We start from the raw sequence: 19,114 nt of genomic DNA, 5'->3' as shown, positions 1-19,114 counted from the left end.
CTATTTCTACTTTGTTCATAACTATTTTCTTAGCCGTAGATATTATTCTATCTTTTGATACAGGTGGAATCATTTTACAAGGTCCATACCAAAGTTCTCTAAGTCTATGGATAACTATGTCCTCTTTTGTTCATCTACAAATGTTATATCTGTTAAACTCTAATTAGACACATTATCTCCTTTCAACTTATAACCATTAAAATCAATTCAAGTGGTTATTTATTAACAGTACAGTATGGTATTATTAAAGTCAACCAATCAACTTAAAGGAGATTTTTTAAATGATCAATAATTTAGAAACCAGATATTCTTATGTATCCGATTATTTATTCATCAATATACTTAACACTATTAATGGAAGAAATAATGTTTTTACAGATTTTCTCGAAGAAGAAGGTTTAATGGATACTTGGCTATCGTTAATGAAAGAAAAAGGCTTGTTGAATTCCGAACAATTGGAGAAAATAAACGAATCTCCCATTGATATAAAAAAAATACAATTATTTCGTGAGCAGTGTAGATCTTTCTTTTTAGAACCCGAAACACAATCGAAATTTTTAGAAAGCTTGGCATCTAACACTGAGAAAGCACCTCTTTTTTTCGACAAAGAGTTCAGACCTACACCAAGTAAAGGCGGGACTGAAGGACTCATTTCACTTATCGCTTATGATATGCTTACGGCCCATCATAATGGACTGTTTCCTAAAATAAAAAAATGCAAGTCCAATACATGTTACGCATTATTCGTTGATACAAGCGGAAGACGAAAGTGGTGCTCAATGGAAGTTTGTGGGAACAGAACAAAAGCACGTAAACACTATGCTAAAAAAAGTAGTGAATAGACAAAATATATAGCAGTGAGATACTAATTACTATTTTGCAATTTGATGTGCATGTTGAACAAGATTGGGCATTTGAAGAATGTAAACAATCGAATGTATAGAAAAGGTTTAGGTCCACTGATGATGTTTTTGGGTTTCTATAGTACTGTGACCTTAACTGAACATAAATAAAGAGGAGCGACCCAAACTGGGTGCTCCTCTTTATTTTATAGTCAAAACACTTTTCCTGGATTCAAGCGGTCATCCGGGTCAAAGACGCGTTTGATCTGGCGCATGTAGTCTAAGTTTATGTCTTCAGTCATGGTATTCATGTACTCTTTCTTGATAATACCGATACCGTGTTCGGCAGAGGGGAGCCCACCTAAGTCGGCTACTTTTTGATACAAATCTTTTAGTAAAGCGGCGCGCCTTTGTGTCCACTGTTCTTCGGTTAGGTCATCTTTCATGAGCAGGGTATGTACATTGCCGTCCCCAGCATGTCCGAAATTCAAGACGTTTAAGCCGTGTTTCTTCTGCATTTCTTTCGTCGCTTCAATAAGTTCTGCGAATTTATTGATCGGCACCACTTCATCCAGTAGTTCAAATTCGGTAAAAGCGGTCAGGCCCAGCAAAATATTATCACGTAGTGCCCAGTTTCTCTTCGCTTCATCGGCAGTCAGCACATGACTTTCCATTATCAATGCATGGGTGACCGTTTCAGCCAAGGCGATGCGGTGACTGAGTTCATCCTGATCATTGCCATCCAGACTGATCATGAGGTACGCTTCGCCCACTTGAGATTTCAAAGGGTAACCTAAATTCTGTTCAGCATAATACAAAGCAGAGCGTTCAAACAGCTCGACACCTGAAGGATCGGCGCCACTCTTCAGTATTGCCAGTGTCGCTTGCGTGGCTTGCTGGACCGTTTCAAAAGCTTGTAAGATCGTCACGCTTGCTTTTGGCAAGGGGATAAGTTTCAATCGGATTTTCGTCGTGATGCCCAGTGTCCCTTCAGATCCAATAAACAAATCTTTCAAATCATAACCGGAGCTGCTTTTGATATTCAGGCTGCCTAAGGTCATTTCTTCTGCAGTAGGTAAAACCACAGTCAGTTCACGGATGTAGTCTCGTGTGGTGCCGTATTTCACCGCTCGGAGACCACCGGCATTGGTTGCGACGTTTCCGCCAATCGTCGAATGCTTGGACGCCGGATCTGGTGGGTAGAAGTAGCCCTTTTTCTCAACGTAGTCATGAATCGTTCCGACCAGGACACCGGGTTCCACCGTTAGAGTAAGGGTTTCTTCGTCCAGTTCAAGAATGTTATCCATCAAGTGAACGTCAATGATCAGTTCGTTGCCCTGAATGGGAACTTGTGAACCGGCAACCCCGGTACCAGCACCTCGCGCAATGATCACTAAATCTTTTTCAACAGCATAGTGAACGAGCGCTTTAACTTCGTCGTGTGTTTTAGGTAAAGCAACGGCATAGACCGGCTTAATGTTTTTTACGTATGTATCGTGATAATAAATCTCCGGAACAGCATCGCCCATAAACAGACGAGACGAATCGATTTTGATTTTTTCTAAGTACTGCATGTAAATCCCCCTAGTAAATTTTAGAAAGCGTTTTAATCATAATACTATCATATCTGAACTGTAGTCAAAATGTCTAATAAATAAAGACATTTCACGAAAAAGGTACAATTAACCATGTCGTGAGACTTTTGATATAATTAAACCAGAAGTTGAAGGAATAATATAGAAACTTTTCTTTTGGTCATCAGCAGGGTTTTCACGTTAAACTATAATATAACGGATAAAAGGAGCGTTTAACTTACTATGTCAGTATTTGAAGAAATCGAACAGGAAATAATGGCTGATCCGATGAACGAGACTTATACAGAACGTGATGTCCCGCCTTTATTCAAAGCATCAAAAGAAGCACGTATCGCAATCGTCGGGCAGGCACCCGGGCGTAAAGCGGAGGAGTCACAGTTGTTCTGGAACGATCTAAGCGGAGATCGCCTGCGTGAGTGGATGGGTATCTCCCGGGATGTCTTTTACAACACTGAATACATTGCACACTTGCCGATGGATTTTTATTATCCTGGCAAAGCAAAATCAGGGGACGTGCCGCCACGCAAAGGGTTTGCAGAAAAATGGCACCCCCAATTACTAAAGGAGATGCCACAGGTCGAGACGATCATTCTTATAGGAAGTTACGCTCAGAAGTATTACTTAGGCAAACGGCGCGAGAAAAACTTGACTGAAACTGTCCGGAACTTTGAGCAGTATTTGCCGAACTACTTGCCGCTGGTTCATCCGTCACCACTGAATTACGGATGGATGAAAAAGAATCCCTGGTTTGAAATGGAAGTCTTGCCTACTCTCAAAGATTTGGTGAAGAAAAGTTTATAACGACTCTAAATCCAATTCTTCTAGAGTGGCGTCGATGAATTCCCGGCGCATCTTGAAGTCACTTCCGTACTGCTTGACCGCAGCGATACGGCCTTCATCTGAATAGCAGCCTGCGTATTTCTCAGGCTGCTGTACAGCTGAGACGATGGATTGTGCCCCTTCGTCCAGCGTTTTGAAGAAAGGAGTTAAAACTCTGAAGACAAAGGTGCCGACACTTTGACTGACGTTGTTTTTGCCGATGTTCGTTGAGACCATCCCTGGGTGGACGGCCGTTGTTTTGAGTCCTTTGTGGGAATAGAATTCGTGCAGTTCCTGAGCCAGATAAAGGGTCCCCAGTTTTGAACGCCCGTATCCAGCGACTGGACTGAAGCGTTTAGGTTTAAAGAACGGTCGTTTCATTGGCGCAAACTTGTATGCCTCTGAGGAGACGACAATGACTTGCTTACGTTCGCTGTTCATCACAAGCGGAAGCAGCTCATGTGTCAGCAAGAAAGGACCGAGATAATTGGTAGCCATCATCAGTTCGTAGCCATCGGCGCTCTTTTCTTTGGACGTTGAGACCATACCGGCGTTATTGACCAGACAGTCGATGTGATCGAATCTGCTTTTTATCGTGTCTGCCGCTTGTCTTACGGACGCCAGGACACTTAAGTCGCACTCAATGAGATCCACGTGCAGATCCGGATTCAGTTCGAGTAGTTCTTCTTTCAAAACTTCCCCTTTTTCTAGATTACGGGCAAGTAACAGCATTCGGTCGAAGTCATTAACAAGTGCTTTTACTGCCCCGCGACCGATACCGGACGTCGGACCAGTTATAGCTAGGATTGATTCAGTCATTTATATTCCTCCTTGAGTAATCAGTTAAAGTTAATCACTATCGTTTTCATTTCTTCTTTTATCTACTAACAGCCTCGTGAAATATGCAACGGGTATAGATGTCCAAATTAGACCACTTACAAGCATGATACTGTTTGATGTGAGCAGCCCATCAATCATGAGGGGTGAATATGGAGAAGCAGAAAGATAAATAGTAGCTAGACCTGTAAATAAGAAGAAAAAGGCATATACATTTGAATTTTGTTTTTTAGTAAAATGAGCGCCCTTATAAACATTCATCACTATGGAATAACCTACAGCTAAAAAAATAAATAAAATGAACTCAAGAGATTTCGTTTCAGCCCATTGGATGTCGAAAAAGACTTCGAGATTAAAATTTACAATCGATAAAACTGCTATTATAAAAAAAGAATGATACCCGTATTTATAGCGCATCATTTTCTGATATTCATCAAATTGGTTCATAAGTATATAACCCTCCTAATTAGTTAGTCAGTTTCAAAGCGAACAAGCTGCATGCGCAGATTCAATTTTAAAAATAACTGTATACGGCCTTTGTAAATACTGGCTAGTTTTGGGTCTCGCTTTTTTTATCTACCAGCAACCGAACAAAGTAGGCTAAAGAAGAAAGAATAAACATCAAACCAAAGAGTAAGATTGCGGCTGAAATAGTAACGAGTCCATTGACAACGAAATGGCTCTCATAGATAAAGGCCTGATAGACAAAATACAGACCAAACAAGCTCCACCCATATGCGTAAAACCTGTAAAGTGGGTTGATTTGATGCAGGGCTTGGTTGTATATACCTGTAATCATGGTTACAGACATAGAGGCTAAGAGAATCATCAAATATTCTATTTCAGTCGTTTCTGCCCACTGGAAATCAAAAAGCAGGTTCAGGATAATATTTCCCATTAGCACGGCAGTCAATATAACATAAGAATGATAGCCCGCTTTATAGTCCAACACTGTCAGTTTCTTATTAGTTTTCATAAATCAATCATCCTCCGTGTATAGTATTGTTAAGTAAAGTATTTTTAAAGTGTTAGTTTTCCTCGCGCTCCCGTCTTTTCTCCACCAGTATTCTTGTGAAATAAGCTGATGGAATAGATGTCCAAATTAGACCATTTACAAGCATGATATTGTTTGACGTGAGTAACCCATCAATCATGAGTGGTGAATATGGAGAAGTAGAGAGATAAAAGTTAGCTAGACCTATAAATAAGAAAATAAAGGCGTATACATTCGAATTTTGTTTTTTAGTGAAATAAGCACCCTTATAAACATTCATCACTATGGAATAACCTACAGCTAGAAAAATAAATAAAATGAACTCAAGAGATTTCGTTTCAGCCCATTGAATGTCGTAAAAGAGTTCGAGGTTAAAATTTATAATTGATAAAGCGACTATAATAAAAAACGAATGATAACCGTATTTATAACGCATGAATTTCTGATATTCATCAAATTGGTTCATCTTAATCTTCCTCCCAGAATAAGTCGTTGAGTGTAACGTTCAATGCTTTGCATATCCGTATGCATAAATTGATGGTTGGATTGTAATCGCCCCGTTCAATGGCACTGATCGTTTGCCGGGTGACATCTACTGCGTCCGCCAAGTCTTGTTGGGACATGTCAAGTCTCGCTCTAGCTGTCTTTAGCCGCAAGTTTTTAGCCATTTTCGTCTCCTTAAAAGTAACTTATATCGTTCTTTATGTAAAGTATATCTTACATCGTTAGTATAGTAAAGCTCTAATAACATATATTTTTTTGATTAATTACAAATAATCTATAAAGAACAGATCAGTAATCCTGATCTGTTCTTTATAGATTACTATATATTTGGAGAGGTATGAGTCTTAACGATATCAACAATAATTTCTTTTAATTCGTCAAAATCTTTATCCCAAGTTGCGACAATTTGTTGAAGAGAGTTCAGTCTCTTTTTAGATGAGAGAACAAGGTTTCTACATTACCATAGGCTTTTTTGTATACTGATGGTGTGACTACTACAATCACTGGAACAGCAATATCAGTTCTTTTACCTAACAATGATACAGTATTGAGTATGAAACGAAGTTAATAAGGTCGATATACATATACGAATACCAAAAAAATAAGCATGTATTGTAAAATAAGAGCTAGAACACTTTTCATTTGAATGTTCTAGCTCTTATTTAATTAGTCTATGAGATCTTCAGTGGTTTTATAGACGGCTTCCTTATCAATAGACTACAACGTGGCTTCTATCAAACCTATCGTAATCATCTATTCTTAAGTGAAACATGAACGGATTGATCCTTATTGGATCCATTCGTTATGATCAGCCTCATAGTTCAACAGTTTATCAACAATAACCACTTAGTGACTATTAAACTATTAAAAAAAGAATAATACATATGTAATCAATATAAGATATTTTTTCATTGTTATAACCCTTTATTTATGAACGATAAATATATATACTTAAAACAGGTGGAAGGGGAAAATATGCCTAGTTTTTCATTTTTTGTTTACCCTTATCGTTTCCTGAGGGGACGACTGAAAATGTGACGCTTGGCGGAAAAAATAGAAAGGGGGTGAACCCTACTTGATTGACGTGATTTTATCAAACCAAACATACATGCAACTCGCTTTCGTCACCTGTTTGATTCTAGCCTTACTTACGTTACCATTACGGGACATCGTCACTGTCGGTTTTTTCGATATCAGTGACCTGTTCGTCAGCTTCATGATTTCCGTCTTCATTGGTTATATGATCAATGAAGCCATGCCAGGCAACACCGCTATTTCAATCGGACTATTTTTATTGATCGTCATAACGGTTGTGACCGGCGTTGTCCTACTTAACATCTTCGTCATTATCCCTTTCCGCAGCCGTTCAGAAAATTCAAGCGCCACATCGATCCGACAACTCGAAGGCAAAGAAGGTACGGTGTCGGTTTCGATCACAGCCGACGGTGTGGGAGAAGTGCTTGTGTACACCGGCTTTACAAAAATCAATAAAATGGCTAAGATTTACGAAAACGTTAAAGAACCCATTGCATTTATAGAGCAAGGCACGAACGTCTTAGTCATGGACGTCAAAGATTCTATTTTGTACGTCATACCGTATACCAATGCAATCCAAGCAACAAATAAGCAAAAACCAACATGGAACACCGAACACAAAAAATAGAAAACGAAAGCAGGAATTCATTCATGGATACAGCTCTTTTTGGCATCATCGGCATCGTTGCCATCTCACTCATCATTATCATTTTACTGGTCAGTCGTTATCGCATCGCCTCACCGGATATCGCACTCATTATCAGTGGAACGGCACTCGGGAACAAAAATGTCTACACAGACCCACACACAAACAACAAAATGAAAATCGTCAGCGGGGGTGGCTCATTCATCCTGCCAGTCATTCAATCGGCTAAAACATTGTCCCTATTGTCATCTAAATTGAAAGTTAGTACACCTGATGTTTACACTAAAGAAGGCGTACCCGTAACCGCAGACGGAACAGTTATCATCAAGGTCGGTTCAACCACCGAAGATATCGCTACCGCCGCCGAACAGTATCTCGGCAAAGCCACCGAAGACCTAGAAAACGAAGCCCGTGAAGTCTTAGAGGGTCATTTACGTTCGATTTTAGGCTCACTGACCGTTGAAGAGATTTATCAAAACAGAGATCGCTTCAGTCAAGATGTACAGAAAGTCGCTTCAGTCGATCTAGCTAAAATGGGTTTAACGATCGTCTCCTTCACCCTGAAAGAAGTGACCGATAAAAACGGCTATTTGGACTCGCTCGGACAAGGACGTATCGCCGAAGTCAGACGTGACGCCGATATTCAGTCAGCCAGAGCCGACAAAGAAACACGTATTGAACGTGCCTTAGCTGAACAACAATCAAAAAAAGCTGAATTGCAACGTCAAACAGAAACAGCCGAATCCGAAAAAGAAAAGAGCTTACGTGTTGCAGAATATAAGCGACAAGAAAATGTCGCTACAGCACAAGCTGAAAGTGCCTATGAGTTAGAAAAAGCCAAACTTAAAAAACAAGTCATCATCGAACAAGGGAACTCTCAAATCATCGAGCGTGAAAAACAAATTGAATTACAAGAAAAAGAAACCATCAGGATAGAACGTGAGTACGACGCCTCTGTTCGTAAGAAAGCTGAAGCTGAACGTTATGCCATTGAACAAGAATCAGAAGCGAATAAATCAAAAGCCATCGCTGAATCTGAAGCACGTGCGAAAGAAATTGAACTAAACGGTAAGGCGAAAGCTGAAAGTATCCGTGAAATTGGTAAAGCTGAAGCTGAAAGCAAAACTGCTCTGGCCAAAGCCTTAAAAGAATACGGACAAGAAGCCATCGCTACTTTGATGATCGAAGCGTATCCTGAAATGATCCGTGCCGTATCTGAACCGCTTGGTAACATCGACAAAATAACCATCGTCGACAGTGGCAACGGCCAAGGGGCATCATCTCTAACAAATACTGCCTTGAACACACTGGCCTCATCACAAGAAGCCTTTAAAGACGCTGTCGGGCTAGATCTCACCGGTTTGATCGAATCATATGCCGGCACAAAAAACGTCGGTGGACAAGTACGAGAATTAAACAGCACACTGAAAGATTTAGGGAAAAAAGAGTCTGTTACATCCGAAACAGTAAACCAGTAACAGATTAGACAAACAGAATCACACCCGTTATATTATGACGGGTGTTCACAGGGAATTGATGCAATCGGGAAGACATCTGAGAGGACTATTATCTTATTGGGTGAAACCAAACGGTAAACGCCCTGCTCAGTCGCACAGGTTCGAGTCCTGTATTCTCTATAAAAAAAGACAACAACATGACACCCAACGAATTTGATGTGTCTTCAACAAGTCGTCATCATTTTCGTTAAAAAAATCTTATATAGATATATTTATATACAATTTATAAATAATAATAGTTTATTAAATCAGGAAAGGATATATTATATGGGTAGATACAAAAAAATCAGGACTTTTGTTGGTGTTGGTTTATATAGTGTACACTTGTATCGAGATGTAACAGCTATCAATGAGCCATTGCTGAAGAGGGATGGAATCAAGCGATTGAAAGAACGAGCTTCGATTCTAAAAGAGGAACATTCTATAAACAGGTTACTTACAAAGATTCGGCTGGAATTGATTGCTACTCATTTTTTAACATGAAATTACATATTAGCGGTTATAACTTGAAGGAGGGGGATAAAGACACTAAGGGATAGTAATAACGAAATAAGAGTTGGCATTTTAATTTTGAAATTGAGGTGAGGGTATGAACAAGATTAAACAAATTTTATTATACACCCTATCAATACTAGTAATTTTAATTGCTGGTTGTAGTAATAATAATAATGAGATTATAGAGGCAACATATAATCAATTATCGTCAAGTGAAAAAGCTGAGGTCGTCGATCAAAATAAAGCGACGATTAAAAAGGTAAGACCGAGTGAGCTGAATAAAGATGGAGTAATGGAGTATTACTTATCTGATATTGCGTTGGACTCGGAAGAAGAACTATATTTAGTAATATTTGAGGCTGAAAATAAAGATATAGTTGGAAACGTTGAGAAGTTAGTGAATGTAGAAAATTATAATATTGTTGGGTTTAATTTAAGAGATTAATCTAAAAAGTTGGAGGAGACTAATATAAAAATTAGACCATTTTCATTGTAGAAACTGTCATCAGAAAGATGACAGACTAAAACCAAGGAGGGTTGAGTATTGCGGATAGATTGAGCCACCTATCTGTGTTCATTCCTAGCATTCAAAACCTGATTTGTTAACCAGGGACCTCTACTCTAAAACTAAACCATAAATTCTTTATCACTATGAACAATTGAATTTTTATGAAATATTGATAAATAAGTCCACTAGTGTAGCTATATTAGCATTGAAAATAGATGGGGCAAGAAAGTGGAAAAAGAAAATAAGGAAATATATGTAATGATCTATTTTACTGAAGGTGGGCTTATCGCATTATCAGACGGCGTGAAAAAAAGTATTGGAGTATTAACAGCTAAAAGTATCCAAGTTATAACATTGAACTTCAAGTACCAGCTACATCGCTAAATTATGATACAGAAGATGACTTTTTAAGATTGTAGATAGTTTTAATCAATACATGAAATTACATAATTTCATGTATCCAAAAAGTACAATCTAAGACTAACCTTCTTTATCCATATTGTTTTTTAAGGTGTATTTTTTTATATGTATCTACCAGATTCCTATGGATTCCTATGGATTCTTATATATAGAAACCTCCAAAAAATAGTTTGCGAGTGTAGATAAAGTACAGGGAATTTTAATTAATGAATAGGGAATAGTTGGAATTGAAAAAACAGCTTGATTATGTATCAAGCTGTTTTTTACGTCCATTTTATCCGATGATTTCAATTAGTTTATAAATTAGAAACTTGTTTTAAACCCATACCACTATTGAAGTAGTTAGGTAAACTATAAGGTAACACAATTAACCCGTTAGGTACCGTTACTGTATGTATACCAGCACCATAGCGATAGGCCTGCCAAACAATATTTGAGCAGTAAGTATCTTTAGCACCCCAATAATTTGGTGTAATATTATAACCAGCATTAGAATTTTGATACGTTCTCTTTGCCCAGGCGTAAGCTGTAGTTGCGTCTATAGGCTTGTTAACTCTGTAAACCTTAGACCAACTATTAGATTTCTTGTGGTATTCTTTTTTCCAGTTTATTATAGACCAAGTACGGGTAATAACATCAACAATAGTTTTTTCATGGTTGTATAATTTCCTCCCTTAGAGTATATTGTGAATGAATGAACAAAACAACAATAGCACATTAAAATAAATAAATATATATAATGTTAGAAAGAAGGATATATAGTATGAGTAAATACAAAAAAATATTTTTAGGATTTGTGTTTTTGTTAATAGTTGGCTTTTGTTTATATAGTGTCTACTTGTATCGAGATATAACAGCTATCAATGAAGCCATTGCTCAAGAGGGATGGAATCAATCAATTGAAAGTGAAAGAACGAGCTTTGATACCAAAAGAGGAACATTCTATAAACAGGTTACTTACAAAGATGTAGATGGAATTGATTACTATTATTTTGTAAATCGATATCTTGGAAGTGATGAAAGTGGAATAGTTTTTTCTATTGCAAGGAATGAAGAAAATATAGATATAGATGATCCAACATTACCTTACCAATTTCAATAGCCTGAATAGATTTAATTATTGCTATAGGACGTAATTATAAAACGCATATTTTGTGATGGAACAAATATTGTTTATTTTACAATACATGAAATTATATAAAGCAATGTATTCAGAAATTCGAATTAACAAGTTTAGTTTTCTTTCTTTGATTAAAGTGTTATCTAAAAATAATGTATGTTTCAGTTAAAAAGAGTAATAACCTATTTATGTTATTTCTTAAACCGTTTTTTCATCCAAAATAATTCATGCTTTTTCATGAACCTTGTAAAAATAACCTATTGGTAGGCTTAATTTGCACAGTAGTTCTCACCTGTTAAGTGATGGAAAAAGAACCCCGTTCTGCTTGGGTTAAGGTGTCTAAACCAAACAACCAAAAAAAAGGAGTTCTCTTCATGACTAGCTTACACAAAAACCAAGTTAAATTTAATTCAAACATTACAATTTTGCATACAGGTGGCCGATTATCAAGCGATTCGTATCTTGTCTTAGTTAAAGAAGTAATGAATACCTTCGGTTTCTCAGATTTAGCTAAACACCTGCTTCACATTAATGATAATCAAGCTTACTTTACACATGACAATTTAGCTATATTTGAACAGCTCATTATGCAGCTGATCGCTGGTTATTCGGCAGACTTGTTAGCTAATATATTAAGATAAGTCCCGGTATTTCAAGCAGTACTAAGTAGAAAACAGATGGCCTCTCAATCGTCGATCTCACGATTTCTATATCGTTTTACTAAATAGAATGTGGATCAATTACAGTCATTAAATCAAGAATTAATTGATAAAGCACCTTTGATTCGCAATGACACCGAGTTAATCATTGATATTGATTCAACGCATTCAGATACCTTTGGCCATCAAGAGCAAACATATTATAATGCCCATTATCAAACTTACGAATATCACCCTTCAGTTGCATTCGACGGTTTTACCGGTGATTTCTTAAAAGCTGAACTGCGTTCAGGAAATCAAGATACATCTAAAGGGATAAAAGCTTTCATAAATCCCTTACTCTATCATTACACTCAATCCTTACTGAATAGCAACATATTGGTTCGTGGAGACAGTGGTTTCGCAATACCAGAGGTGTACGAGTCTTGCGAAGCAAATGACAGTCAGTATGTGATCCGACTGAATAATAATTGGAAGTTAAGTCAATTAGCTGAAAAATCAGTCCTTTACGGTGATAATCAAAAATGGGAAGAGCGAGAAGTTCAGTATTTTTCAGTCAGCGGAAATGAAATGAGTAGCAGTTATATCTTTCAGTCACCATATGCAGAGGATAATAAATGGTCAATTACATATACTGATGAGATAGATTTGTCCTCTGAAGAATTTATCGGTTATTTGACACCATCAATTTTTATAAACCTTAGTCTTTATCAAAAAGAAGCAAAATTTTATCAACATAATATTTATGGGATAATTACTAACCACAATGTTTTCTCAAATGACAATTTTGATCAATATGATTATTATAATGTGTTTAACTCGAGTGATTTCCAAAGTTATAATGGTGAGTTTTTTTTTGATTAAATGTTACAAATGATTCCGAAATTTTAAATGATCCTAGTCCGTTTATTACTGCAAATAAAGATGAACAAATTGAAGGATATTTACTATCTATCCTGTAAATAGAACTATTTCATTTTTACTATAACGTTCTTCTAATAGAGAGAACTTTTTTCTTGTTTGAGTAAAGTTCATATTTTATCAAAACGCATATCTAGTCGATCTGTTGTACTCAACAGGCTCTATGTCAAACAGGGTTGGTGAGTCATATCAGAGTCAAAACGTCTAATCGCTTCGGCTCTGTTTGTGTTTCCTGTAAAATCCCCTTCCGTCATGCGGGTTTGCTCGTTTGACGCCCTGGAAACGCGAGGAGGAACTGGCTTTTTCAAGCACCTGCTTCCTCCTCTTGAAAGATTAGGGGACTGGACGGGAAGTCAATGATGACCAAACAGGAGCTGATTAAGATCCGCGCGGAGTTGGGTGAAATTGCGATAGCCGAACCCAGAGCGCTTGGTGTTCTTCACTTTGTTGTTCAGGCCTTCCAGTGCGCCGTTGGAAAGGGTATACCGGCAGACATTTCTGATTCCCCTCCTGATGTTTCTCTAAGGTTTTAAGGGAGTATCTTCCTCACCTTCTTCTGGAGGCGGCATTTTTTCAATTCCATGAGTTCGGACGCGACGGCTTGGAGTTTAAGCTCACGACGAGGTTCCGCCTCATAATTTCTGTCACCATCTGGTCATATAAGCAATGGGTGCGGTACTTGGTGTAATCCAGCTTGGAACGGTTTTTCGGCACCAGTCCCCACTGCTGCTTCAGCTTCCGGTAATCCTGTGGTTGGGTAAAACGCAGGTAGTTCATCATCCGGATGCGCAACTCATTCAACTCGCGATTTAGGTGTTGGATGATATGGAATCGGTCAATCACCATCCGGGTATTCGGGAAACAGCCGGCTACAAGGTCCAGGTAGGGCAAGTACATGTCCATGGTGACAGACCGGACACCATGGGATAACGCATGAAGTAGTTAACCAGGAGGCGAGTTGACGGTTCTTCACTCCATCGATTAACCGAGGGTTAGTAGGGGCCATGAACAGGAAGCTCATGGCCCCGCTGAAGTTCTTGACCGACTGGAATTTAACGATGGACAAGTGCTTGGCAATCAGCGACATGGCTTGAATTATAGAATCTTAATAGATGAAGGGGCATAGATTTTAACTTAAATTAAATTTCGTTATATAAACAATATATTTTCTTCTCATTTAACAAATCCATTTCAAATTCTTCTTTAGAAAGCGGTTGCTTTTTTTCCTGTTAATGATATAGTAATTTTTGTAGAAACGTTTCTACAAAGGAAAGGAGGTGTCTATATGAAGAAAGAGTATTTTTCGCCTAAATTGATCGATTTAGGTAATATTGTTGAGTTAACGTTCTCAGGAAAATTTGGCTGGGGAGGAGATCATTACTCAACTCGTAACTCGTAAAAATAGTTAATATAATATTAAAAGTAATGTAAGGGTCCTTAAACGTTCTTACATTACTTTAATATTTACCCATGTGAGGTGTGCAAAATAAAAAAGTATGACTTATTTGGCCTTATTATAGAGTCGAATATAAATTTTGATGATTATTTATTTCAAAAAAAGGGAAAATCGGATTTTTTAGTACAAAATATTATGTATTTAGATGATAAAATACATGATCAAGATTGGGAAAAAATTCAAGAGATTTATTATGATAATGGCAAACATTTTCGCTCAATCTTTATAAATAAAGAGGATATACTTTTTAAGTGGTTAGATTGCGATTACATTTTATTCAAAAGAAAAGATAAAAAGATTTTGCAATACGGAAATATAAGTGGATTTTTATACGCAGCTTTTTTCTCTACTATTACTACTGTTATTTTAATAGAATCTGACTACGTTGTTCTTCACGGTAGTCTCATTGACTATAAAGGAAAAAAAATAGCTGTATCTGGCTTTTCTGGAGCAGGAAAAACAACCATTTCATCCCATTTATTATTAGAAGGAGCTAAACTAATATCTGATGACATCATTGCGATAAGAAAATATGATAAAAAAATTTTTTCTGGTCCACCGGGAATAAGAATCGAAGAGAAATCAAATTTGTTTAATGAACTCTCCTTATGTTTAGACGAAGATGATAAAAAGAGAGGTGTATTAAAAGAAAGGGCAGATTTGTTCTCTAGCACTAAATTTAATAAAATAGATTTTTTCTTCCATTTAAATATTAATAACGATAGTGAAGAAATTACTAATTTTGTAATCCAAGATTTTCTGAAAGTTCAATGTTTACTATCTGAAATATATTGCAAATACTTATTCACTGGTTTGTACGATAAAACGAAAATCATTGAGATGTTTCCCACAATAACAGATATTGCAAAAAAATTACCAATGTTGGAAATAATGCGATATCCAGACTCAGATCCAAATGAAATTGTGAGAATTATAAAAGAAAATATTAAATGAAAGGAAAAGAATTTTGAAAAAAACGATATTTTATTTAATAAGTTATTACTATTTAATAAAAGCTTATATTTTTTTAAGAAAAAACAAAGAAAAAAACATTCCAGCAATATTGCAAGAAAAAGTTAAAATAAATGAGAGGAAAACGGATTTCTCTGGCGTTAAATATATCTTTGATAGGGCTTGCTCATTACACTTTTTGAATATAGAATGCTACGAAAGATCCTTGGCAACTTTTTATTTGCTAAACCTCTTAGGTAAATCATGTACTTTATGTGTTGGTCTGCACCATAGTGAGATTTTAGGACACGCTTGGATTGAAACTCAAAGTATACCTGAATTTGATGAGAGTTATTATAGAGATAACTTTTCAATGTTGTCTATAGTAGGAGATAATCAATGATGGAGAGTATCGAAAATCTTTATGGACAAAAAAAGTTAAAAAAGCTTATCGAAAACGATCATTATGATTGTTATTATGAAGGAGTTATTCTAAATAAAGAAAAGACAAGAAAAGTTATACAAATTGTGATAAATAAACAAGCATTTGAAGATTTAGTAAATATAGAAGGTTCATTTGTTATTACTATTTTTGATAAAAAAAGACAGTTTTTTTTGTATATAGAAGCCCATATTCAACGTTTCAGTTTTTCTATAAAGTTAGTAATGAACAAGAGGTCTTTTTTTCTACAAGACTGAACTATTTCAAACCGAACCCTGTATCATTTTGTGAGGATTATTTTAAGCTATATCTTAATAGTGAAATAGATCAAACAGAGTTGACCCCTTATCCGATGGTAACTAGATTACTTCCAGGTCATCTTTTAGAATACTCCAGAAACGGTATCCAGACCACAAGAATTTGGTTTATTAAGAACGACCCTATAAACTCTGAAGAATCTTTTAAGTTTAAATTCAAGGACACTTTTTATACTGTAATTAATGATTATTTAAAGTACTTGGAAGAAAATAAAGTTGGCTTCGAAGTTAGTGCAGGATTAGATTCTTCAACAATTTTATCTATAGCCAGGGATTTAAACCCCCATGAAATATTCTATAGTATTTCTTCAATAATTACGCCTGAGATAGATTCACACACTAAGTTGGGAAATGTTGATAAGATCTCTGATTTAAATAATTCTCTAAACTTATTACCGATACAACATGATACTAGCGAATTCTGGGCATTCAAAAATATTGAAAAAAGTTTAAACTGTGAAGAGCCAAATCCTTTGTTAGTTAATTTTGATATGTACCAAACAATACATCAGAAAGTTAATACTTACGGAATCACTCACCTATTCTCTGGAGAAGGGGCAGATGAAATCTTATCCTCTTCAAGAAACTATCTCTTTGATTTTTTTTCTAACATGAGATTTAGCAAAGGATTGGAAATATTAAACCGCGAGTCAGTCTTTCTAAAACAACCAATGTGGAAACTACTGGCTGCTTATGTTGTTCCGACGTTTCTTCCCAAAATGCTAAAGTATGAATATTTAAATAAAATGAACACTCAAACTTGGTATAACTTAAGCAATAATATAAGTTTTATAGAATCACCCCCTTGGATCATAAAAGATAATTGTAAAATACATCCGAGTGTAATAGAAAAGCATAGATGTGCTGTTCTAGAACCGTCAATAAAGGAAAAAGGAAAACAGTTTGATCACGAGTTCATGTCACTTGTAAGTAATTTGAATTGGTTAGACACTAATGTAGCAAAACCTAATTCAGTCTACAGATTATACCCCTTTAAAGATAAGAGGCTAATCGAATTAGCCTTTAATGTAGAGTTTGAATTAAAAATGGATTTAGGATTAAATAAAAGAGGCTTGAGAGAAACATTTAATAATATAATTCCGAGAAATATTCTTGAAAAACCAGATCAATCCCAATTTGAATTTATAACTAGGAACGGCATTAATAAAGAATGGTTAAAAGTTGAGAATCTAATTAAAAATTCAGTTGCTGCTGACTACGGATGGATTGATAAAGAAAAATTAATGGAAGCCGCTTTAAATTATAAGTTTGGAAAAAAAGAAAACGTTAATGCTTTAGTTCGAACTCTTGGATTAGAGATATGGCTTCAAAATCTTTGATTAATCAGAGGAGAATATAAATGACTTCAAAAAAATATAATCCCTTAACCGTCTTAAAAAAAATTGTTGCATTAAACAAGCGATTCCTTTTACGGTTTTTGTTATTAGGATTAGTAGCATTTTTTGTATCCTTGACCGGTATCTTCCAAATAGAAGGGATACGAATAATTACCAATTCAATTGTAGAAATGAACGTGTCAGTTTTAGTGAAGGGAGGTTTCTTAGCTTTATCGGGGATGATATTGCAGGAGCTTTTACTTCAACTTATCCGAATAGGAACGGAACGGTTGCATAATTTATCAGTAACTTCTGCACAAAAAAAGCTATTAGAAAAATTAAATGTTCTAGAAAGCACATCGTATGATACATATAGCACTTCAGATCTTGTTTCCAAAATCTTCGATTCTGCGGAAAATAGTACTAGGAGACTAAATCAAACTTCACTAAATTTTGTTCTAGACTTTTTTATACTTCTCACAACCCTGACCTATATCGGATTTGCCAGCCCTGCTTTAGCAATAGGGGCACTTTTAATTGCTGTTATGCTACCGCTTCTTTCTAATGTTCTATCAGATTCCCTTCGAAACAATACAGATGATGTACAATCTTCTGATATCGATATACAATCTTTCTTGTTTAACACACTTAGGGATAAAGAGAGTGTAAGAGTTTTTAATGCTAGAAACTTTTTTCAACAAAAATATACAAAATTACTCCAAAATAATTTCAGTATAAAACAAAGAAGCTTTTTAATAACTAGCATTTCAGGTAGATTATTTCATATAGTTATGATTGTGGGTTTAATTTATATTATGGGATACGGGGGATTCTTGTATCTAAATGGAAAAATTGATTTGGGAATCGTGATCGCTTTTTCTACCTCGTATACATCTATTGTTTTTCCAATCTCCAGTCTCTCGCAGGTATGGGTTAATTTACAAGAAGCAATTTCTAATGGAAATCGTATGATTGAAATATTAGACTTAGACACCAAGGAATTAAATAAAGCAGTTGACCATTCTACCTCGGATAAGCTAAATGATTCGATTAACTTCAATAATGTTTCGGTTACTATTGATGGTAAACCAATCTTAGAGGACTTGACTTTTACCATCCCAAAAGGAAAAGCAACAGCTATTATAGGTCCTAGTGGTGCAGGTAAAACGACGCTTATCAAACTAATTTTGAAACAATTGAAACCAACTAGTGGAGATATTTATTATGGAAATATAAACCAAAAAAGTCTGTCTCAAAAACAAATTTTTAATTCAATTGGATACGTTCCACAAAAATCAATTATCTTTGAAGATACAATAGAAAATAACCTTATGATTCCTAACGAAAAAAACTTAGATGAAAGAGCCATAATGAACAAACTATCACTATTAAATTTGGACAAATTCGTTTCAGGTAAGAAAGAAGGCTTAAAAACAAAAATTCACGAAGACAATCTTTCAGGTGGGGAAAAGAAGCGTTTAATGATAGCCAAAATTCTTTTTCAAGAGAAGTCCATCATTATCTTAGATGAACCTTCAGCATACTTGGACGCAAGAAATGAAGAAAAAGTAGCCAAACTTCTAAAAACAGAAATGGAAAGTCAGACAAAAATTATTATCAGTCATAATGATGGAGTCATTCAAGAAGCGGACCTGATTATCCGATTGGAGAATGGAAAGATAAAAACATGAAAGGACTA

At 35.9% G+C, this 19,114-nt stretch carries 21 protein-coding genes, 1 tRNA gene and 1 pseudogene; 15 read left to right on the top strand and 8 right to left on the bottom strand.

Going from position 1 to position 19,114, the window contains the following annotated elements; translation table 11 throughout:
- Positions 1–281 precede the first annotated feature (281 nt).
- Positions 282–842 (top strand): CGNR zinc finger domain-containing protein, encoded by a 561-nt coding sequence (locus ACO1PF_RS04960; protein WP_423190222.1) that lies wholly within the window; start codon positions 282–284, stop codon positions 840–842.
- A gap of 212 nt (positions 843–1,054) precedes the next feature.
- Here the strand turns inward: ACO1PF_RS04960 and ACO1PF_RS04955 are convergent, their stop codons facing one another.
- The gene (locus tag ACO1PF_RS04955; protein WP_423190221.1) at positions 1,055–2,416 is read right to left on the bottom strand and encodes an FAD-binding oxidoreductase; all 1,362 of its coding nucleotides are present in this window, start codon (positions 2,414–2,416) and stop codon (positions 1,055–1,057) included.
- A gap of 243 nt (positions 2,417–2,659) precedes the next feature.
- Between ACO1PF_RS04955 and ACO1PF_RS04950 the strand changes: the two genes are divergently transcribed.
- Positions 2,660–3,238, top strand: coding sequence for a uracil-DNA glycosylase family protein (locus ACO1PF_RS04950; protein ID WP_423190220.1), 579 nt, complete (start codon positions 2,660–2,662; stop codon positions 3,236–3,238).
- On the opposite strand, the gene ACO1PF_RS04945 is transcribed toward ACO1PF_RS04950, so the two are convergent.
- The 5 genes from ACO1PF_RS04945 to ACO1PF_RS04925 all read right to left on the bottom strand — a co-directional run bounded on the left by ACO1PF_RS04945 (position 3,233) and on the right by ACO1PF_RS04925 (position 5,755).
- Positions 3,233–4,075 (bottom strand): SDR family NAD(P)-dependent oxidoreductase, encoded by an 843-nt coding sequence (locus ACO1PF_RS04945; protein ID WP_423190219.1) that lies wholly within the window; start codon positions 4,073–4,075, stop codon positions 3,233–3,235. The two genes, ACO1PF_RS04950 and ACO1PF_RS04945, sit on opposite strands and share 6 nt — an antisense overlap.
- 30 nt (positions 4,076–4,105) lie before the next feature.
- Positions 4,106–4,540 carry a hypothetical protein gene (locus ACO1PF_RS04940; RefSeq protein WP_423190218.1) on the bottom strand — a complete coding sequence of 145 codons (435 nt, stop codon included), beginning with the start codon at positions 4,538–4,540 and terminating at the stop codon, positions 4,106–4,108.
- A gap of 103 nt (positions 4,541–4,643) precedes the next feature.
- Complete coding sequence (locus ACO1PF_RS04935) at positions 4,644–5,069, bottom strand: hypothetical protein (RefSeq protein WP_423190217.1); 426 nt, start codon at positions 5,067–5,069, stop codon at positions 4,644–4,646.
- A gap of 52 nt (positions 5,070–5,121) precedes the next feature.
- Positions 5,122–5,553 (bottom strand): hypothetical protein, encoded by a 432-nt coding sequence (locus ACO1PF_RS04930; RefSeq protein WP_423190216.1) that lies wholly within the window; start codon positions 5,551–5,553, stop codon positions 5,122–5,124.
- Between the two features lies 1 nt (position 5,554).
- Positions 5,555–5,755, bottom strand: coding sequence for a helix-turn-helix transcriptional regulator (locus ACO1PF_RS04925; RefSeq protein ID WP_423190215.1), 201 nt, complete (start codon positions 5,753–5,755; stop codon positions 5,555–5,557).
- A gap of 920 nt (positions 5,756–6,675) precedes the next feature.
- Between ACO1PF_RS04925 and ACO1PF_RS04920 the strand changes: the two genes are divergently transcribed.
- From ACO1PF_RS04920 to ACO1PF_RS04885, 8 genes and pseudogenes are all read left to right on the top strand, one after another.
- Complete coding sequence (locus ACO1PF_RS04920; protein WP_423190504.1) at positions 6,676–7,254, top strand: hypothetical protein; 579 nt, start codon at positions 6,676–6,678, stop codon at positions 7,252–7,254.
- 23 nt (positions 7,255–7,277) lie between these two features.
- The gene (locus ACO1PF_RS04915) at positions 7,278–8,750 is read left to right on the top strand and encodes a flotillin family protein (RefSeq protein WP_423190214.1); all 1,473 of its coding nucleotides are present in this window, start codon (positions 7,278–7,280) and stop codon (positions 8,748–8,750) included.
- 49 nt (positions 8,751–8,799) lie between these two features.
- Positions 8,800–8,909, top strand: a tRNA-OTHER gene (locus ACO1PF_RS04910).
- Between the two features lie 147 nt (positions 8,910–9,056).
- On the top strand, positions 9,057–9,272 hold the full coding sequence (locus tag ACO1PF_RS04905) for a hypothetical protein (RefSeq protein WP_423190213.1): 216 nt from the start codon (positions 9,057–9,059) through the stop codon (positions 9,270–9,272).
- A gap of 106 nt (positions 9,273–9,378) precedes the next feature.
- Positions 9,379–9,729: a hypothetical protein gene (locus ACO1PF_RS04900; RefSeq protein WP_423190212.1), complete on the top strand. Its 351-nt coding sequence runs from the start codon at positions 9,379–9,381 to the stop codon at positions 9,727–9,729.
- Positions 9,730–10,020: 291 nt separating this feature from the next.
- Positions 10,021–10,176 carry a hypothetical protein gene (locus ACO1PF_RS04895; protein ID WP_423190211.1) on the top strand — a complete coding sequence of 52 codons (156 nt, stop codon included), beginning with the start codon at positions 10,021–10,023 and terminating at the stop codon, positions 10,174–10,176.
- 799 nt (positions 10,177–10,975) lie between these two features.
- On the top strand, positions 10,976–11,314 hold the full coding sequence (locus tag ACO1PF_RS04890; protein WP_423190210.1) for a hypothetical protein: 339 nt from the start codon (positions 10,976–10,978) through the stop codon (positions 11,312–11,314).
- Between the two features lie 392 nt (positions 11,315–11,706).
- Positions 11,707–12,549, top strand: a pseudogene (locus ACO1PF_RS04885) (IS1380 family transposase); the annotation flags it as partial.
- 716 nt (positions 12,550–13,265) lie between these two features.
- Here ACO1PF_RS04885 and ACO1PF_RS04880 read toward each other — a convergent pair.
- Both ACO1PF_RS04880 and ACO1PF_RS04875 read right to left on the bottom strand, forming a co-directional pair.
- On the bottom strand, positions 13,266–13,376 hold the full coding sequence (locus tag ACO1PF_RS04880; protein ID WP_423190503.1) for a transposase: 111 nt from the start codon (positions 13,374–13,376) through the stop codon (positions 13,266–13,268).
- A 109-nt stretch (positions 13,377–13,485) separates the two neighbouring features.
- Positions 13,486–13,809 carry a transposase gene (locus tag ACO1PF_RS04875; protein WP_423190502.1) on the bottom strand — a complete coding sequence of 108 codons (324 nt, stop codon included), beginning with the start codon at positions 13,807–13,809 and terminating at the stop codon, positions 13,486–13,488.
- 694 nt (positions 13,810–14,503) lie between these two features.
- Here ACO1PF_RS04875 and ACO1PF_RS04870 point away from each other — a divergent pair.
- The 5 genes from ACO1PF_RS04870 to ACO1PF_RS04850 all read left to right on the top strand — a co-directional run bounded on the left by ACO1PF_RS04870 (position 14,504) and on the right by ACO1PF_RS04850 (position 19,106).
- On the top strand, positions 14,504–15,322 hold the full coding sequence (locus ACO1PF_RS04870) for a hypothetical protein (RefSeq protein WP_423190209.1): 819 nt from the start codon (positions 14,504–14,506) through the stop codon (positions 15,320–15,322).
- A gap of 13 nt (positions 15,323–15,335) precedes the next feature.
- On the top strand, positions 15,336–15,722 hold the full coding sequence (locus tag ACO1PF_RS04865; RefSeq protein WP_423190208.1) for a lasso peptide biosynthesis B2 protein: 387 nt from the start codon (positions 15,336–15,338) through the stop codon (positions 15,720–15,722).
- Positions 15,719–16,018 (top strand): hypothetical protein, encoded by a 300-nt coding sequence (locus ACO1PF_RS04860; RefSeq protein WP_423190207.1) that lies wholly within the window; start codon positions 15,719–15,721, stop codon positions 16,016–16,018. Before ACO1PF_RS04865 ends, ACO1PF_RS04860 begins: the two co-directional genes overlap by 4 nt.
- Positions 16,019–16,113: 95 nt before the next feature.
- Positions 16,114–17,418 carry an asparagine synthase-related protein gene (locus ACO1PF_RS04855; RefSeq protein ID WP_423190206.1) on the top strand — a complete coding sequence of 435 codons (1,305 nt, stop codon included), beginning with the start codon at positions 16,114–16,116 and terminating at the stop codon, positions 17,416–17,418.
- Between the two features lie 20 nt (positions 17,419–17,438).
- Complete coding sequence (locus tag ACO1PF_RS04850; protein WP_423190205.1) at positions 17,439–19,106, top strand: ATP-binding cassette domain-containing protein; 1,668 nt, start codon at positions 17,439–17,441, stop codon at positions 19,104–19,106.
- The last annotated feature ends 8 nt before the right edge of the window (positions 19,107–19,114 follow it).

This window comes from Alkalibacterium sp. f15, from assembly GCF_049389645.1.
Classification (GTDB): Bacteria; Bacillota; Bacilli; order Lactobacillales; family Carnobacteriaceae_A; genus Alkalibacterium.
The sequence above is the reverse complement of the archived record's forward strand: the minus strand, read 5'-3'. Positions and strand labels throughout refer to the sequence as shown.

Bases quoted from the DNA above. Each gene is read 5' to 3' on its own strand.
- ACO1PF_RS04960 (WP_423190222.1), top strand. From the start codon at position 282: ATGATCAATAATTTAGAAACCAGATATTCTTATGTATCCGATTATTTA.
- ACO1PF_RS04875 (WP_423190502.1), bottom strand. From the start codon at position 13,809: ATGTACTTGCCCTACCTGGACCTTGTAGCCGGCTGTTTCCCGAATACC.
- ACO1PF_RS04905 (WP_423190213.1), top strand. From the start codon at position 9,057: ATGGGTAGATACAAAAAAATCAGGACTTTTGTTGGTGTTGGTTTATAT.
- ACO1PF_RS04940 (WP_423190218.1), bottom strand. From the start codon at position 4,540: ATGAACCAATTTGATGAATATCAGAAAATGATGCGCTATAAATACGGG.
- ACO1PF_RS04925 (WP_423190215.1), bottom strand. From the start codon at position 5,755: ATGGCTAAAAACTTGCGGCTAAAGACAGCTAGAGCGAGACTTGACATG.
- ACO1PF_RS04930 (WP_423190216.1), bottom strand. From the start codon at position 5,553: ATGAACCAATTTGATGAATATCAGAAATTCATGCGTTATAAATACGGT.
- ACO1PF_RS04855 (WP_423190206.1), top strand. From the start codon at position 16,114: ATGGTAACTAGATTACTTCCAGGTCATCTTTTAGAATACTCCAGAAAC.
- ACO1PF_RS04915 (WP_423190214.1), top strand. From the start codon at position 7,278: ATGGATACAGCTCTTTTTGGCATCATCGGCATCGTTGCCATCTCACTC.
- ACO1PF_RS04860 (WP_423190207.1), top strand. From the start codon at position 15,719: ATGATGGAGAGTATCGAAAATCTTTATGGACAAAAAAAGTTAAAAAAG.
- ACO1PF_RS04945 (WP_423190219.1), bottom strand. From the start codon at position 4,075: ATGACTGAATCAATCCTAGCTATAACTGGTCCGACGTCCGGTATCGGT.
- ACO1PF_RS04955 (WP_423190221.1), bottom strand. From the start codon at position 2,416: ATGCAGTACTTAGAAAAAATCAAAATCGATTCGTCTCGTCTGTTTATG.
- ACO1PF_RS04890 (WP_423190210.1), top strand. From the start codon at position 10,976: ATGAGTAAATACAAAAAAATATTTTTAGGATTTGTGTTTTTGTTAATA.
- ACO1PF_RS04900 (WP_423190212.1), top strand. From the start codon at position 9,379: ATGAACAAGATTAAACAAATTTTATTATACACCCTATCAATACTAGTA.
- ACO1PF_RS04935 (WP_423190217.1), bottom strand. From the start codon at position 5,069: ATGAAAACTAATAAGAAACTGACAGTGTTGGACTATAAAGCGGGCTAT.
- ACO1PF_RS04950 (WP_423190220.1), top strand. From the start codon at position 2,660: ATGTCAGTATTTGAAGAAATCGAACAGGAAATAATGGCTGATCCGATG.
- ACO1PF_RS04850 (WP_423190205.1), top strand. From the start codon at position 17,439: ATGACTTCAAAAAAATATAATCCCTTAACCGTCTTAAAAAAAATTGTT.
- ACO1PF_RS04870 (WP_423190209.1), top strand. From the start codon at position 14,504: ATGTATTTAGATGATAAAATACATGATCAAGATTGGGAAAAAATTCAA.